Origin of the sequence: Pelagibacterium lentulum (assembly GCF_003992625.1) — a bacterium.
GTDB classification, from domain to species: Bacteria; Pseudomonadota; Alphaproteobacteria; order Rhizobiales; family Devosiaceae; genus Pelagibacterium; species Pelagibacterium lentulum.
The window spans coordinates 218,412-234,059 of record NZ_RZMW01000029.1; the positions used below are offsets into that span (position 1 = coordinate 218,412).

Annotated in this window: 20 protein-coding genes; 11 read left to right on the plus strand and 9 right to left on the minus strand. The window is 57.9% G+C overall.

Annotated features, from left to right (window positions below; translation table 11 throughout):
* Positions 1-37: 37 nt before the first annotated feature.
* Positions 38-988, minus strand: a complete 951-nt coding sequence (locus EO133_RS08275; protein WP_127072170.1) for an L-threonylcarbamoyladenylate synthase — start codon at positions 986-988, stop codon at positions 38-40.
* Positions 989-1,049: 61 nt separating this feature from the next.
* Between EO133_RS08275 and EO133_RS08280 the strand changes: the two genes are divergently transcribed.
* The 4 genes from EO133_RS08280 to EO133_RS08295 all read left to right on the plus strand — a co-directional run bounded on the left by EO133_RS08280 (position 1,050) and on the right by EO133_RS08295 (position 3,651).
* On the plus strand, positions 1,050-2,003 hold the full coding sequence (locus tag EO133_RS08280; protein ID WP_127072171.1) for a histone deacetylase family protein: 954 nt from the start codon (positions 1,050-1,052) through the stop codon (positions 2,001-2,003).
* Between the two features lie 12 nt (positions 2,004-2,015).
* Entirely contained in the window at positions 2,016-2,249 is a 234-nt protein-coding gene (locus EO133_RS08285; RefSeq protein ID WP_127072172.1) for an exodeoxyribonuclease VII small subunit, read from the plus strand.
* Between the two features lie 182 nt (positions 2,250-2,431).
* Positions 2,432-2,917: an SCO family protein gene (locus EO133_RS08290; protein ID WP_282569563.1), complete on the plus strand. Its 486-nt coding sequence runs from the start codon at positions 2,432-2,434 to the stop codon at positions 2,915-2,917.
* On the plus strand, positions 2,917-3,651 hold the full coding sequence (locus EO133_RS08295; protein WP_127072174.1) for a TlyA family RNA methyltransferase: 735 nt from the start codon (positions 2,917-2,919) through the stop codon (positions 3,649-3,651). The genes EO133_RS08290 and EO133_RS08295 overlap by 1 nt, the downstream gene beginning before the upstream one ends.
* Here EO133_RS08295 and ribB read toward each other — a convergent pair.
* Both ribB and aroC read right to left on the minus strand, forming a co-directional pair.
* Positions 3,648-4,730, minus strand: a complete 1,083-nt coding sequence (gene ribB / locus EO133_RS08300; RefSeq protein ID WP_127072175.1) for a 3,4-dihydroxy-2-butanone-4-phosphate synthase — start codon at positions 4,728-4,730, stop codon at positions 3,648-3,650. The genes EO133_RS08295 and ribB overlap by 4 nt on opposite strands.
* Positions 4,731-4,733: 3 nt before the next feature.
* On the minus strand, positions 4,734-5,846 hold the full coding sequence (gene aroC / locus EO133_RS08305) for a chorismate synthase (RefSeq protein WP_127072176.1): 1,113 nt from the start codon (positions 5,844-5,846) through the stop codon (positions 4,734-4,736).
* Between the two features lie 204 nt (positions 5,847-6,050).
* On the opposite strand from aroC, the gene EO133_RS08310 reads away from it, so the two are divergent.
* Positions 6,051-7,034, plus strand: a complete 984-nt coding sequence (locus EO133_RS08310; protein WP_127072177.1) for an aldo/keto reductase — start codon at positions 6,051-6,053, stop codon at positions 7,032-7,034.
* Positions 7,035-7,041: 7 nt separating this feature from the next.
* Here the strand turns inward: EO133_RS08310 and EO133_RS08315 are convergent, their stop codons facing one another.
* From EO133_RS08315 to fabI, 3 genes are all read right to left on the minus strand, one after another.
* Entirely contained in the window at positions 7,042-7,473 is a 432-nt protein-coding gene (locus EO133_RS08315; RefSeq protein WP_127072178.1) for a group III truncated hemoglobin, read from the minus strand.
* A gap of 13 nt (positions 7,474-7,486) precedes the next feature.
* A complete protein-coding gene (locus EO133_RS08320; protein ID WP_127072179.1) occupies positions 7,487-8,137 on the minus strand; it encodes a histidine phosphatase family protein in 651 nt (216 codons plus the stop codon).
* Positions 8,138-8,241: 104 nt separating this feature from the next.
* On the minus strand, positions 8,242-9,045 hold the full coding sequence (gene fabI / locus EO133_RS08325; RefSeq protein WP_127072180.1) for an enoyl-ACP reductase FabI: 804 nt from the start codon (positions 9,043-9,045) through the stop codon (positions 8,242-8,244).
* 154 nt (positions 9,046-9,199) lie between these two features.
* Between fabI and EO133_RS08330 the strand changes: the two genes are divergently transcribed.
* Both EO133_RS08330 and EO133_RS08335 read left to right on the plus strand, forming a co-directional pair.
* The gene (locus EO133_RS08330) at positions 9,200-10,612 is read left to right on the plus strand and encodes an FAD-binding oxidoreductase (protein WP_127072181.1); all 1,413 of its coding nucleotides are present in this window, start codon (positions 9,200-9,202) and stop codon (positions 10,610-10,612) included.
* A gap of 57 nt (positions 10,613-10,669) precedes the next feature.
* Positions 10,670-11,230 carry a hemerythrin domain-containing protein gene (locus EO133_RS08335; RefSeq protein WP_127072182.1) on the plus strand — a complete coding sequence of 187 codons (561 nt, stop codon included), beginning with the start codon at positions 10,670-10,672 and terminating at the stop codon, positions 11,228-11,230.
* 17 nt (positions 11,231-11,247) lie between these two features.
* Here the strand turns inward: EO133_RS08335 and EO133_RS08340 are convergent, their stop codons facing one another.
* Complete coding sequence (locus EO133_RS08340; protein WP_164734936.1) at positions 11,248-12,273, minus strand: SDR family oxidoreductase; 1,026 nt, start codon at positions 12,271-12,273, stop codon at positions 11,248-11,250.
* Positions 12,274-12,345: 72 nt separating this feature from the next.
* On the opposite strand from EO133_RS08340, the gene EO133_RS08345 reads away from it, so the two are divergent.
* A complete protein-coding gene (locus EO133_RS08345) occupies positions 12,346-12,900 on the plus strand; it encodes a TetR/AcrR family transcriptional regulator (RefSeq protein WP_127072184.1) in 555 nt (184 codons plus the stop codon).
* Positions 12,901-12,950: 50 nt separating this feature from the next.
* Here the strand turns inward: EO133_RS08345 and EO133_RS08350 are convergent, their stop codons facing one another.
* Complete coding sequence (locus tag EO133_RS08350; protein ID WP_127072185.1) at positions 12,951-13,190, minus strand: hypothetical protein; 240 nt, start codon at positions 13,188-13,190, stop codon at positions 12,951-12,953.
* Between the two features lie 362 nt (positions 13,191-13,552).
* Positions 13,553-14,293 carry an SOS response-associated peptidase gene (locus tag EO133_RS08355; protein ID WP_127072186.1) on the minus strand — a complete coding sequence of 247 codons (741 nt, stop codon included), beginning with the start codon at positions 14,291-14,293 and terminating at the stop codon, positions 13,553-13,555.
* Positions 14,294-14,342: 49 nt separating this feature from the next.
* Here EO133_RS08355 and EO133_RS08360 point away from each other — a divergent pair, with 49 nt between their 5' ends.
* From EO133_RS08360 to EO133_RS08370, 3 genes are all read left to right on the plus strand, one after another.
* Positions 14,343-14,750 carry an NUDIX domain-containing protein gene (locus tag EO133_RS08360; protein WP_127072187.1) on the plus strand — a complete coding sequence of 136 codons (408 nt, stop codon included), beginning with the start codon at positions 14,343-14,345 and terminating at the stop codon, positions 14,748-14,750.
* A complete protein-coding gene (locus tag EO133_RS08365) occupies positions 14,734-15,141 on the plus strand; it encodes a TIGR02301 family protein (protein WP_127072188.1) in 408 nt (135 codons plus the stop codon). The genes EO133_RS08360 and EO133_RS08365 overlap by 17 nt, the downstream gene beginning before the upstream one ends.
* Positions 15,142-15,238: 97 nt before the next feature.
* On the plus strand, positions 15,239-15,517 hold the full coding sequence (locus EO133_RS08370; protein WP_127072189.1) for a hypothetical protein: 279 nt from the start codon (positions 15,239-15,241) through the stop codon (positions 15,515-15,517).
* The last annotated feature ends 131 nt before the right edge of the window (positions 15,518-15,648 follow it).

The window sequence follows — 15,648 nt, forward strand, 5'->3', positions numbered from 1 at the left end:
AGTCGCGACAGGGGCCGACAATTGCGTCGCAAACGCATTATTGCCGCGGCGCCGCGGCGCGCTCCAGACGATCGTTTATTGCCTCCCCCAGCCCCCGCGCCGGAATAGGCGCAACAGCGATGATTTTGGCGCCGAACGCATCCAGTCTGCTTAGATAGGCGAAAAGATTGCGAGCCGCTTCGCGCAGATCGCCATCGGGCGAGAGGTTGAGCATGAGGCCGGAAACATCTTCGGGCACGGCGCCAAACGCAAGATAGGCTTCGCCAGCTTCAGGAGCATCGGCATTAAGCCGTAGGGCTGCATCTGGAGCGTAATGGCTCTTGAGCATTCCGGGTGCGGTTATGGCTGCATTGGGCTCGGCTATCGCGACAGGCGTGCCGAGAAAAGCCTCGACTTCCTCGCGTGCCAGGGCCCCTGCCCGCAATTGAACGACCCTATCGTCATCGACGGCAAGGATCGTCGATTCCAGCCCCGCTTCGCATGGACCGCCATCGAGCACCGGGACTGTCCCGCCAAACCCCTCGCGTACCTGTTCGGCGCTTGTGGGCGAAAGCCTGCCGGACGGATTGGCAGACGGCGCAGCAACAGGCCTTCCAACCGCTGCAATCAGCGCCCGCGCGCCCGCGTGCCCGGGGATGCGCAGTGCAACTGTGTCTAACCCGGCAGTGACAAGATCGGACAGACCCGCTCCCTCGATTGCAGGCAGGACCAGCGTTACCGGCCCTGGCCAGAATCGTTCCGCCAGCCTTTGGGCCAGGGGCGAAAATCTTGCAAATCGCAGAGCCATCGCCATATCGGCACAATGAGAGATTAAAGGATTGAAGCGAGGGCGGCCTTTTGTCTCATAAATGGCCAGCACGGCGTTTGAATTGGTCGCATCCGCCCCAAGGCCATAGACGGTTTCCGTCGCAAAAGCGCAGAGATTCCCGGCCCGCAGGAGGGCTGCGGCATCCTGTATGCTCAAAGGATCGGAAACAATCGCTTTCATCGACGCTGTTTGACAAGCACCAAAGCCCGCGTCAAGAAGATGATCGAATTTCGGAGCCAATATGACAACCCTTCTTGTAAGCCAGACCAACGGCGACAAGCACCAGACCCCGCAAGGACACGCCGAGCGCCCCCAACGACTTGAGGCAATCGCTAATGCCTTAGCCCAGCCGCGTTTCAGCGCCCTAAGTCGGGAAGCTGCGCCCTCGGGCGATCTCGCGCTGGCCGAACTCGTTCACTCTGCCGCCGTGCTCAACGCGATCCGCGAAACCCGCCCCGCCGAGGGGATCGGGCAGATCGATGCGGATACTTTCGTTTCCTCCAAGAGCCTTGATGCTTCTGCTACCGCGCTTGGTGGTGGCTTGCGGGCGCTTGAGGCCGTTATCATGGGCGAAGTTCACAACGCCTTCGTTGCTGCCCGACCGCCCGGCCATCATGCGGAGAAGAACCGTTCGATGGGCTTTTGCCTCGTTAACACCATCGCAATCGTCGCTCGGCAGGCGCAGCGCCTTTATGGCGCCGAACGCGTCGCCATCATCGATTTCGACGTGCATCATGGCAATGGCACGCAGGATATTTTCGAGGCGGACCCAAGCGTCTTTTACGCTTCATCTCACCAGATGCCGCTTTATCCCCATACCGGCTCACCGGACGAGACCGGCGTTGGCAATATCGTCAACGCCGCACTCAAGCCCGGCACCGGCGGCGACGAAATGCGCGAAGCTTATCGCCAACTCATCTTGCCGGCACTCGACAATTTCGCGCCCGATCTCATCCTGATTTCCGCCGGGTTCGACGCGGAAAAGCGCGACCCGTTGGCGCAGTTGGAATGGACGGGCAACGATTTCGCCTGGCTCACGGGAAAGTTGATGGACATTGCGGACAAGCGCTGCTCAAACCGTATCGTTTCCATGCTGGAAGGCGGTTACGACCTTGGCGGACTTGCCTCGGGTGTTGGAGCGCATATAGGCATGCTTATGAATGGGCAGGCCGATTCCGCGCCGGAGGAAACATAAGGACGAATAGTGATGACCGAGATTGCCGATCTGAGCTTTGAAGCTGCGCTCGATGAACTTGAGAAAATTGTCCAGCAGCTTGAAAGCGGCAAGGCGCCATTGCAGGAGTCGATCGCGATCTATGAGCGCGGCGAGGCTCTCAAGCGCCACTGCGAAACCCTGCTTAAGCAGGCCGAGGCCCGGATCGAAAAGATCACGCTCGCCAAGGACGGCACTGCGTCTGGAACGGAACCACTGGACCCGTAATCAATTTTCATCCCGTTTTCGGACCACAGGATCGGTGTCCTTCCTGCTCTGAAAACGCCTATTTTCAAGGAGCCACTTAAGTGTTGGCCAAAGTTCGTATAGCTTTATGGGGCCTTGTAGCCCTCGCCGCAATTTCCGCGACGGTTATCTATTTCACGCGTCCTTTTTCGCCCAGCGGTACCATGTTCGGCGGCCCTTTCGAGATGACCGCGACGACCACGGGTGAACCCTTTACCCAGGACGATCTCGTGGGCACGCCAAGCCTGATGTTCTTTGGCTTTACCTATTGCCCGGACGTATGCCCCATGACCCTTGCCGAAGCCACTGCATGGAAGCAGGAACTTGGCCTTGGTGCAGATGATCTCAACATCATTTTCGTGACTGTCGATCCAGAGCGCGACACTATCGAGCACCTTGCAACCTATCTCTCCAACTTCGATGAGGACGTGTTCGGCCTTGTGGGCAATCAGGCCCAGACCGATCAGATCAAGCGATCCTACGGGGTGTTTTCGGAAGTTGTTGAGCCCGAAGGCTCTACCGATTATCTGGTGAACCACACCTCGTCGCTCTACATGATCGACGCTCAGGGTGAATTTTTCGGCACAATTGCCTTTGGGGAGAGTTCCGATACCGCCAAAGACAAGATCCGCCGCCTCACCAGCATCTGATGGGCGAGAAAGTCCGGCTCGACATAGCGCTTGAGCGGGCCGGGCTTGTTCCTTCGCGGGCTCGGGCGCGCGATGCCATCCTGCGCGGCACAGTGCTGGTCAACAACGCACCTGCCGCAAAGCCGGGCCAACTTGTCGGCTCCGACGATACCCTTGCCCTCAATGACCCGGCGTCCGGTTACGTTTCCCGCGCTGCACTCAAGCTGATTGCCGGTCTGGAAGCCGCGGGCATCGATCCGTCCGGCAAGACATGTCTCGATCTCGGCGCCTCAACGGGCGGTTTCACGCAGGTTCTCGCCAAACGCGGTGCCGCCAAAATCTACGCGATCGATGTCGGACACGGACAGCTTCATCCAAATATTGCCGCCCTGCCTGCCGTCATTTCGCTCGAAGGCACCAATGCCCGCGATCTCGACCGGTCGCTGATCCCCGATCCCATCGATTTGCTGGTCAGCGATGTGAGCTTTGTCTCGCTCACCAAAATTCTTCAGGCGCCGCTCTCGCTTTGCGCGCCCGATGCCCATGCCGTGTTGCTGATAAAGCCGCAGTTTGAAGTCGGGCGCGATCATATCGGCAAGGGCGGCATCGTCATCGATGGCCCGCATGTCGATGCATCTGTCGCGTCCGTTATCGACATGCTCGGCGAGCGCGGCTGGCGGCTGATCGCCAAAATCGCCTCGCCACTCAAGGGCGGCGATGGCAATGCGGAATACATTGCTGCATTCGCGCGCTAATCGGCGATGGTGATTCCAAACGCCTCAAGACCCACATAGCGCCGCTCGCGCGATACCATCGGCTTGATCGACGTTACCCCGAGGTCGCGCAATATCTGTGCGCCCAGCCCGACTTCGCGCCATTCGGCCTCGCGTTGGCGCGCCGATTGATGATCTTCCGGCGCCTCGGCCGCGGCGCCCGCGGCATCATGGGCCACCCCGGCAGTGCCTTCCCGCAAATAGACCAGAACGCCGCCGGTGCTGGCCAGCGCTTCAATGGCTTTATTGAGTGTGGCCGCGCCGCCAAAGACATCTGCAACAATATCCTCGCGCTGCAAGCGGACCGGTATGCCGTCGCCTTTGAGGTCGCCAAACACGACCGCAAGGTGCTGCACCCGATCAAACGGGGTGGCATAGGCGTATGCAATAGCTTTGCCGGCACTGGTTTCAATATCGAAGGTGCCCACGCGCTCAACCAGTTTTTCCCGGCGCTGGCGATAGGCAATAAGGTCGGCAACCGATACCAGTGGCAAATTATGCGTTTGCGCGAAATCGGCCACCTGCTGCCCGCGCGTCACCGTGCCGTCATCGTTGACCAATTCGCAGATCACGCCGACGTCGGGCAAATCGGCAAGTTTGCAAAGGTCCACCGCAGCCTCGGTATGGCCCGAACGCATCAGCACGCCACCGCGCCGCGCGATCAGCGGAAAGATATGGCCGGGCCGGGAAAAGTCGTCCGCTCCCACATTGCCATTGGTCAACGCCCGAACGGTTGCGGTGCGGTCGTCGGCTGAAATGCCGGTTGTTGTTCCGTGCTTGAAGTCGATCGAAACCGTAAAGGCCGTGGTATGGGCGGAGTCATTTACGGCAACCATGGGATCGAGCCGCAGTTTCTGGGCGCGTTCGCTGGAAATCGGCGTACAGACGATCCCCGAGGTATGGCGCACGATAAAGGCCATCTGTTCAGGCGTAATAGTCGAGGCGGCCGCGATAATATCGCCCTCGCCTTCCCGGTCATGGTCATCGATCACGACGACCATTTCACCCTTTTTCATCGCCTCAAGCGCAACTTCAACGCGGCGGTCAGATTCACTGAGCATTCGTCATTCTCCAAACCCGATACCGCCATCCCGTCCAGTCTGGCCGCGATGAAGGAGGAAATGATCGGCCAGGACGCAGGCCATCATGGCTTCGCCAATGGGTACTGCACGGATGCCAACGCAAGGATCGTGACGGCCTTTTGTGATGATGTCGGTATCCTCGTTCTGCGTCGTAACCGTCTGGCGCGGCGTCAGGATCGAGCTTGTCGGCTTGACCGCGAAGCGCGCTACAACCGGATCGCCATTGGAAATTCCACCCAGAATACCGCCGGCCTTGTTGGACAGAAACTTCGGCAGCGGTTTTTCCGAACGCATCTCGTCGGCATTGGCTTCCCCGGTCAGTTCCGCGCTTTCAAATCCGGCACCGATTTCCACGGCCTTTACCGCGTTGATCGACATGAATGCTGAAGCGATATCCTGATCGAGCTTGCCATAGAGCGGAGCACCCCAGCCAGCAGGCACACCTTCAGCAACCACCTCGATCACCGCGCCAACGGACGAACCTGCCTTGCGGATGGCGTCGAGATAGTCCGCCCAGTGTTCAGCAGCCACCGGATCGGCGCAAAAGAACGGATTCTGATCGACCTGATCCCAGTCGAAATTCTCGTAATTGATCTTGTGCGGGCCGATCTGGACCAGCGAGGCCCGGATCGTAACCTGCGGGATGACCAGCTTGGCAATTGCGCCAGCCGCCACCCGCGCGGCCGTTTCACGCGCCGAGGACCGGCCACCGCCGCGATAGTCGCGGATGCCGTATTTCTGGAAATAGGTGTAATCGGCGTGGCCGGGCCGGAACTTGTCCCGGATTTCCGAATAGTCCTTGGAGCGCTGATCGGTATTTTCGATCATCAGCGAAATAGAAGTGCCGGTCGTGCGCAGCCCGTCGCTGCGCTCATCCTCAAACACACCCGAAAGGATTTTCACCTCATCGGCCTCGCGGCGCTGGGTGGTATAGCGAGACTGACCGGGCTTGCGACGGTCGAGATCGCGCTGGATCACGTCGGCGCTGATCGGCAGGTCGGGCGGGCAACCGTCGACAACCACGCCTAATGCGGGACCGTGGCTTTCGCCCCAGGTGGTGAAACGGAACAGATGCCCGAACGTATTAAAACTCATGACCTGCCTCTCAATCGGTGACGCTGTTCTAGGCAGAGCCTGCCAGCCGGTCAATCATTCCTTGGATGAACAGATTGTTCTCCCGGCACAGGTGGTTTTTCAAACGTGCAAAACCCATTGCACTCTTGAGTGTATCTCCCGACCTTTGGCCCGCGATAGCCTTCTCTCTTGCATTGTTTCATAGCGTTTTGCGGGAGGTATCGCATGCAATACAGGCAAATGGGTTCGATCGGGCAAGTGAGCCGTCTTACGCTGGGCGGGGGAGGCATCGGCCAAGTCTGGGGTCCGACCACTGAGGAAGAAGGGATCGTAACGCTCAAGCTGGCAATCGATGAAGGTATAAATGTGATCGACTCTGCCCCCGGCTACCATCTCTGCGAGCCGTTGATTGGCAAGGCCTTTGGCGGCAAGTTGCCCGAAGGCGTTCGCGTCACCACCAAGTTCGGCATTGCCCAGACGCCGCCCGAACAGATTTATGAGAAATGTTCTGCGTCCCTGCTCGCCAGCCTTGAGGCCATGAAGCTCGAGCGCGTGGACGTCTTCTTTCTGCACAATGAGATACGACCCGACGACGATATCGCGCCGCAAGGGCATGATCACTATACGCCGTGGTCGGTCTATCGCGATTATGTCATTCCGGCCTTTCAGCGCCTTGTGAGCGACGGGCTGATCGGCGCGTGGGGTCTGACCGGGGTATCGCGTGCCCGCTGCATTCTCGATGCCGTACAAACGTCTCCCCAGCCGGATGTTATTCAGGCGGTCGCCAATCTGCTCGACAGCCCTGGCGGGCTTTGCGTCGATCTCGAGCCTCCGCGCCATCGCGAGATCATCTCCACCGCCAAGGCCAATGGTACGGGCGTTATGGGCATCCGCGCCGTGCAGGCCGGTGCGTTGACGCTCGGTTTCGACCGCGAGGTTCCCGGCGACAGTCACGACATGCGCGATTTTGAACGTGCCAATGCCTTCCGTGCCCTGTGCGCCGATTGGGGTGAAGACCCGTCACTTATCGCCCATCGCTATGCCCTTGGCATGGACGGGGTTGATACGCTCGTTCTGGGCATCAAGAACCGGGCGGAACTGCTCATGGCTTTGGAATCGGAAAGTCTCGGGCCGCTCGATCCCGAACAGGTCGAGGCCATCGACGGTCTCAAGCTCAACCGCTGGCATCCAAGGGTGCTTGCGAGCTAGGCTGCAATCAACGGCTATGGCGCGGGGTACGAATTTCCCCGCGCATCGAGCCGATTGCCAACTCGAAATTGTCCGCGATGCGCCGGGCGCGGATCATGAATTCATGCGCGATCTCGCTCGAGAACAGTTCCGTTGCCGTTTGCTCGAACAAGGCCAGCCAGCGGTCGAAATGTTCGGCCTCCAAGGGTAGCCGCAAATGCGGGTTCAGCGGGCGCCCAGAATAGCGCCCGGTGCGCAGCATGATCGAACTCCAGAAATCGGTGATCTGGGCAATATGCTCGTCCCAATCTTGGACTGCGCGATTGAAGATCGGGCCAAGCACGTCGTCTTCGCGCGCCCGGTCGTAAAAAGTTCTGACCAGCAGCGCGATGCCATCGTCTGTTATGTCAGGATGCGCCGGCCCCGGCCGGGTCAGCGGATTATCGTCGTGTGGCTTCATGAGTGTTGTGTATTCACCAGGTCTTTTGTGCCGCGTGCAGCGTCATCGCGCCGCCCGAGAACTGGGCGATCACCCCTTGCGGGGGGTCCCAGTTCAGCACTTCGACTTTTTCCGCGCCTTCGACCAGATGACGCAGCACCCGCAGGACACCGCCATGCGCGACAACGACGCCGCGCGGCTCCAGTGTCTGGGCAAATTCGCTCAGGCGCTCAGCGACATCGGCATAGTTTTCGCCATCCTGGGGGCGAAAGTCCCAATAATCCGCGTCCCGGCGGCCCGGAGCCACGGCCATATGCTGCGGCAACTCGCTATGGAGCCGCCCCTCGAGATGCCCGAACGAAATTTCCACCAGCCGTTTGTCATAAACGGTGTCGCGCAATGGCAGGTCAAACGCGGCCCGCATGCGCTCGATGGTTTCCGATGCCCGACTCAGTGGTGACGCATACCAGTGCAATTCACGCGGATCGATCTGCGCTTCTTCAAGCAGGAACCGCAGCAAAACACCGTTTGCGTCGGCCTGCTTTTGTCCCGTCGCGTTGAGTGGAATGTCTCTGCTGCCCTGATAGCGCCGCTCGCGATTCCAATCCGTCTGGCCATGCCGGGCGAAATAGAAATCGGGCCATTGAACGGTGTTCTGCGGCGCGGGCTTTACGATCTGGTTCATCTATCCAACTACATTCACAAGGACGTGGCAAAGTTCGCGTTAAAGGGGGATTCTGGCCCCTTTCGGGGCCAAAACTATGCTTAACTTTGCGTCAAGCGAACGGCTCAAGCCTCGGTTTCGCCGTTGTGATCAAGGGTCTTCATGCCAATGACATTGTATCCAGAATCCACATAATGGATTTCCCCGGTTACGCCGCTCGACAGATCCGACAGCAGGTAAAGGCTTGAATTTCCAACTTCATCAATGGTCACATTCTTGCGCAGCGGAGCGTTTTCCTCGTTCCACTTGAGCATTTCGCGCAGACCTGAAATTCCCGACGCGGCAAGGGTCTTGATCGGCCCTGCAGAGACCGCGTTCACGCGAATTCCCTGGGGCCCCATATCAGCCGCAAGGTAGCGGACCGAGGCTTCCAGAGCGGCCTTTGCAACACCCATGACGTTATAATGCGGCAGCACTTTTTCCGCACCGTAATAGGTTAGCGTCAGGATCGAGGAACCCGGTTGCATTAGCGGTTCGGCGCGCTTTGCCAGGGCTGTTAGGGAGTAAACCGAGATGTTCATGGTCAGGGCGAAATTGCCCGGCGTGGTATCGATATAGCGGCCATCAAGCTCTTCCTTGTTGGAAAAACCGATAGCATGAACGAGGAAATCCAGCCCGCCCCACTTGGACTTGAGCACGTTGAAAACCGCGTCGATTGCGTCGGCGTCGGTTACGTCGCATGGCAAAACGAGATCAGAGCCGAATTCCTTGGCAATGGGCTCTACCCGGCGATGCAATGCCTCGCCCTGATAGGTGAAGGCCAGTTCCGCCCCCTGTGCATGAAGCGCCTTGGCGATCCCGTATGCGATTGAACGGTTATTGGCAACGCCCATGATAAGTCCGCGCTTGCCCTGCATCAAACCAGCCATATTCTTCTCCGCAAATGACTTTGTGCCCCGGTTTTGGCACAGGGCAAGCCTGTCGGCAAGGTGAGTTGCGCTGCTGAGTATAGCGAAACGAGCAACACTCGTGTCATAATCAGCGATATAATTCCCAGCGGCATTTTATAGCGTACGAATTGTTATGACCCTCACCAAAGACCAGATCGTTGCAGGCCTTACCGCGATCCTTGGGCCAGACAGCGTGCGGGCCAGCGCTCAGGACATGGCGGGCTATCTGGCCGAACCACGCCGCCGTTTCACCCAGCGCGCGCAGGCAGTCGCCCTGCCCCGAACCGTCGCCGAAGTCCAGAAAGTCATGGCCTGGGCGCATGAGGTCGGCGTACGAATCATCCCGCAGGCTGGCAATACCGGCCTGGTCGGCGGTCAGGTGCCATTGCATGGCGATGAGGTCATCCTTTCGATTTCACGCCTGACGGGCAAACGCGCGGTCGATGTGCGGGCGGGCAATATGGTGCTCAATGCCGGAACGACGCTTGAAGAAGCGCACACCATAGCTGATGAAGCAGGTATGTTGTTTCCGCTTTATATTGCATCGCAAGGCTCCGCCCGTATTGGCGGTGTGCTCGGTTCCAATGCCGGAGGCGTGCAAGTGCTCGCCTATGGCAATGCGCGCGAGCTTTGCCTTGGCGTCGAGGCGGTGATGGCCGACGGCACGCTTTATCAGGGGCTGAATGCTCTCAAGAAGGATAACACCGGCTACGACCTTAAAGACCTATTTGTCGGCTCGGAAGGAACGCTCGGCATCATCACCGCAGCAACGCTCAAGCTGTTTCCCAAACCGGCTGCCCATGAGACGGCGTTGCTCAATGTTGCCTCACCCGACGACGCGCTGACACTGTTTTCCACCCTTCGTGCGCGGGCCGGAACCACGCTGACGGCCTTTGAAATCATGCCGCGCATCGGCTTCGATTTTCAACTCAAGCACGGGATGCTGTCGCAAGACCCAAGCGCGGACATCTCGCCTTGGTACGTGCTGGCCGAACTCTCGGTGCCCCAGGGCGTTGCCGAAGGCGGGCTGGCAGCAGCGCTGGAGGCGGCATTTGAGACCGGGCTAGTGACCAATGGCGTTATCGCGGAGTCGCTGGCCCAGCGCGAGATGCTTTGGCTGGCGCGTGAGCAGATGTCGGAAGTTCAATCGCGCGAAGGTGCTTCGATCAAACATGACGTTTCGGTGCCCGTAGCTGCCGTGCCTGAATTGATTGCGCGCGGCATGGAAGCGGCATTGAAGGTCGCGCCCGGCATTCGTCCCGTGCCTTTCGGGCATCTGGGCGACGGCAATATTCATTTCAATTTCAGCCAGCCCGAAGGCGCCGATCCGAAAGTGTTCATGGCGGGCGCCTATGCCGTCCACGACGCCATTTACGAGATCGTCCTTGCGCTTGGCGGATCGGTTTCAGCCGAGCACGGTATCGGGCAACTCAAGACTGCACTTCTGGCCAAGGTCAAGGACCCCGTCGCACTGGCCATGATGCGGTCAATAAAGTCGGCGCTCGATCCGAAAGGCATTTTGAATCCGGGCAAGGTTCTGGGGTAGAAATCGTGGATTTGTTGCCTATATCCAAGATCAACACGCCTTCCGGAAATCCTCACAATGCTTTTAGATATTGCCTTTCTTGATGACGCGACGCGTCCTCGTGCCCCCAAACTCGAAAATCTTACGCCGCAACAAAAACGTCCCGGCCAACACCTTCGGATGATCCACAATCACCTGCGCCAGAATGTTACAGCGCTGGCCGAGTTGGTAGATAAAATTGCAGAGGGCAAAATGACGCCCGAGCAGGTCGAAGCGGAAACCGAAAACCTGACGATGATTTCCAACTACCGGCAGTTTGGAAATCTCTGCGGTCAACATTGCCAGATTGTTCACACACATCACTCGATCGAAGATGCGCATATTTTCCCGCACCTTGCGGAGAAGGGCGAAGCCTGGAAAAAAGTCACTGACCGGCTTATTGCCGAACATGAAATCGTGCACGAGCTTCTGGTTCGCCTTGTCGGCGCGCTCAACACTTTGGTGAAGGAGCCGACCGCAGAAAATTTTGCCAATGCACGCGAACTGAACGACGCACTCGCCCGCGTTCTTCTGTCCCATCTCGGTTATGAAGAGGATGAGATCGGGGACGCATTGGGCTATTTCGAGATCGGCGTATAATTCGGGCCATAAAGGGGTCAAATAATCCCTTCATCGAAAAGGCTCTGCGCCGTTGCCGCTATAGCATCATCGGCATCGATCAACTTGCGGCGCAGCAGTGCCTCTGTTGGCGCTGAATCAAGCTGCTTGAAGTTGCCGAGTTCTCCGAGATTGCTGCGCACATCCCGGTCAAACAGCGCATAAAGGCGAACAGCCCAATCGGGCATATTGATACGAGAAATGTTCCTTGCATGCACCGGGAACCGCTCACGCAGGACGTCGGCAATGTCGCGATATGCCATGGTCCTGCTGCCCATCGGGAACCGCCTCCCTCCCGCCTCACTTTCCATCATCGCAAGCAAATGTGCCTCGGCGACGTCGCGCACATCGACAATCGTAAAGGTCAGATTAGGAATTGCCGGAACCGATTTGTCCAGCAACCGCCTGACAATCGTAGCGGACGTACCAGGATCATCGTCAAGCAGCGGTCCCAGTATCGCCCCAGGATTTATCGTGGCAAGGTCCTTTTCCCTTCCGATCTTGCGCACCAGTTCCCAAGCGTGTCGCTCAGCGCGCGTCTTGGACTCGACATAGGCGTTGACGGGCCTTCCGCTGTCCAGTTGCGTCCAGTCATGCTCGGTGAATATTTCTGAGCGATTACGAGGATGCCCATAGGCAATGGCCGCCATTGAAGAGGTTAAGACAATGCGCTCGACATCAGCAGCCAGCGCGGCGTTGAGTGCCCTTTCCGTGCCTTCCACCGCCGGGCGGATAAGATCGTTGCGATCGTCAGGCATCGAGAGCACGAAAGGTGACGCTGTGTGCTGCAGATAACGGACCCCTTTCATCGCTTCGGTCCAGCCATCATCGTCCATCAGATCAAGGACCACAAACTCAAGCCGGTCGATATCGCCGCCTGCCCTTGCAAGTGTATTTTTCACTTTGTCTGCCTTGGCAAGATCGCGCACACTGCCCCTCACCGTGTAACCCGCTTTCAGCAAGGCCAGCGCAACGTGACCACCAAGGAAACCTGATATACCTGTCAATAAAACCCGATCGCTCACAATAGCATCCTTCATCTACATTGAACGAAATATATGATATTCGTTCAATACGTTCAATATCGCATATGAGCCATGTCGATCACAAATTCTAAACGTACAATGGAAAAGCGTCGTCACATTCTGGACGCGGCGCGCAATCTCATACTGCGCAACGGCTTGCGCGGCACGACGATGGAAGCCATTGCGAAAGAAGCGCGTGTGGCCAAACCCACGCTCTACAAACATTTTTCAGACAAGGATGCAGTATTTTCGGCGATATTGTCAGACTTGGCAGTCGCCAAGTCTCGGGCATTCAAAGAGGGCTTTGAGGAGGCTGGGGACATTCGGAAGCGTGTCGCGGGCGGACTTGCCAAAAAGTTCGGACTTGTGGCCGAGGTGCTGGAGGCGTCGCCACACGCGAACGAGCTGATTGGCGCTCATCATCGGATGGCCCGTCCTCTCCGAGTAGTCGACGAAGCGATTGCAGAGCAGATAGCCGAGGCCCTGCAGGAAGCCGGTTTTTCAGAGGCTCAACGCCTTACCGAAGTAATTCTTGCGGCCTGCTCTGGCATTTTGAGCACGTTTCAGACAGCGGCAGCCGTTCGCGAGGCGGTGACTATGCTTTGCCTGCAAATGCTCAAGAAATAAGACGTTTTCCACTTACCAGGCCGTGATGGTCGTTATTCCAAGACGAAAAATCAGGCAACGAGATCGTTGCCTTTATCGTCCCCAACGATTTCTGAAATCGATTCAGCGAGGTCGCCTGCGCTCTCCACAGCGGTGCGTGCTGCTTCGCGAGCAGCAGCTACCGAGTCGAATATCTGCCCGTCGAGCGGAAACACACCCAGCTTGACGGCCATAAAGCGAAAGTCATTCCCATTGGGAACAACGACACCCTGAGGTTCACCGTCAACAGCGATAACAATTGGCTTGGTCATTTCGAATCTGGTCTCCGACATCAGCCGCCCAGCGCCGGGGCGGTGCTAACAGTCTAATGTGAGGGTCTTGTGACAGGTGGGGTGGCTTTAGCGCGCCACGCGCCAGGTCCAGGAGCTACACATCAGTCCCGTGGGTTTAAGTCGCACGAGATAGGTGGAGACAAACGCGGTCAGGCGTGCCCAATTTGCTTGTGTTACCATTTGCCGAACTCCAGCCTGACCTTGCACCAGAGGCGGTGCATGACAGGCTTATATCAATGGAACGGAAGAAAATCGAGGCCCCATGTGCCAATTTGGAACGTGGAACCGAAATTTCCTGCCAATGGAATGGCATATGGGGGCATTGGTTCCCGCTTTGAAGGTCAAAAAAGGTCGAGCTGATCGGCTTTTTTTGCTTGATTTGACATAGACTTGCCTTTTTCCGGTCGATCGGGCGATTCAGGGGCTGGTTCGATCATATCTGGCCCGTCATTGGCCGCAGAATTGACTCTTGAGGACACCATTCTGGCCTGCATGACGCCTTCGGGGGCCGGTGCGAGACGGGCCAATGCGGCGTCGGCGCGCACGCTGCGCACATTCAGCCAATCCTCGATTCCATCCGCATCGAGCAATGCAGGCATCCGGTCGTGAATACCGCTCAGGTCCGCATTGGCGCCGACGGTGACAACGGCAGCGGTATCTACTTCTTCTCCTTCCGGGCCGATCCAGGTCGTGTAGAGACCGGCCATGGCCAGCGGTTCGCCGCTTTTGTAATTTATGTAGTAGGGCTGCTTGACGCTTCCGGCCCTGTGCCACTCGTAATAGCCCGACGCAGGGATCACGCAGCGGGAGTGCTTGACCGCATCGCGGAAAGCCGGCTTTTGACTCAGCGTTTCGGAACGCGCATTGACGATCAAGGGAAAGTCCCGTGGATCCTTGACCCAATGGGGAACCAGCCCCCAGCGCGCCAGCTTGCCATGGCGCCCCGATTCGTCCTGCCAGACGGCTATGATCGGTTGGGTCGGCGCAATATTGTATCGCGGCGGGGACAGGGCTACACTGGCAGCGTTGAAGAGCTGACGTGTCGTCTCATGCGGCAATGTATAAGCGTAGCGTCCGCACATGGGGTAAGTTCCTGCTGGTTTTCCTCACTATATCAAACCGGTCACGCACATGAAGCCAGATGCCTGTTCGATCGCGCTTTTTCACAATCTAAGCGTCTTCATCATACAGCGCCGTTATGAGCCCTTTCGCGGACTTTGGACGCTTCCCGGTGGGCGCATCGAAGCCGGAGAAAGCCCGAGCGAGTGCGTTACCCGAGAACTGTTCGAGGAAACCGGCTTTCTGATCGAGATGCCTCGCCATGTCCTCACCGAAACCATTGGCAAGGGCGATAAGCGCTTTAAACTTGCGGTCTTTGCGGCTATTCATCCGTTTCGAGCGCCCTTGCCATCTGACGAGATCATGGCGTGGGACTGGACCGAGCCCGATCATTTTGCCGGTCTGGAAACGACGCCGAACCTTGGCAAGATCGTGAGGGCCTGTGCGGCTCATCTGGAGATGTATGACGGCGATCTTTGAATTTTTTTCCTCCAAATCGATTCGGGCAATTGTGGCAACACTGGCATTTTGCGGGCCGGTCACGCTTGCCGCCCCGAGTGCTTGGGCAATCGATCCGCCTTATCAGGGGCAAATGGAAAGGCTCTCGGAAATTCTGGGCAGCCTTTACATGCTTGCACCTCTTTGCCGCCAGACCGATATCGACTGGCGGGAGCAAATGGCTGACCTGATTACGCTCGATGAACCGGAACCGGATCGCCGCGCCCGTCTGGCCGGCGCCTTCAACGCCGGTTACGAGGCCTATGCGCGCTTTTACCGGACCTGCACGCCGTCAGCGGAAATGGCTATCGAACGGCTGCTGCGCGAGGGCGAAATTCTCAGCCGGGACATCCATTCCCGCTATGCAGAATAGTGACCAAAATATCACTTATCCCCAATTCCCCCCTCGCCGTTAACCAATTGGTCATTTCCTCTTAGCGGTGCCACAAAGCCATGCTAACAAGCGTTTTATGAGCACATCGCGCACCACATTTCCGTTCCCCACATCCGACGCCGCTTTTGAGGCCGAGCAGGAAGAGCGTCAGCTTGCGCTCGAATATCTTGCAGATGCCTGGAATGCTGCCGATAGCGACGGTGTGGACAAGCAGGCGCTGGCCCATGCAGCGCTTTTTGCAGCCATTGCAACGCTGGTCGATGACTATGGCGAAGAATCTGTCGCCAATCTTATCGGCGAGATTCCCGAACGAGTCAGCAACGGCGAATATACGCTGAATCGCGTGCTGCAGTAGATTTTCATCCGAACCGCTTAGCTTTTTGGTTTGCCTCACGGTTTTCTTTGCCTCACGGGCCGCACCGTAAAATTCATGACGGGCTAAAGCCGCCCTATGGATTTCACTGGCCCTCCGGCTGGGCAGCGCCA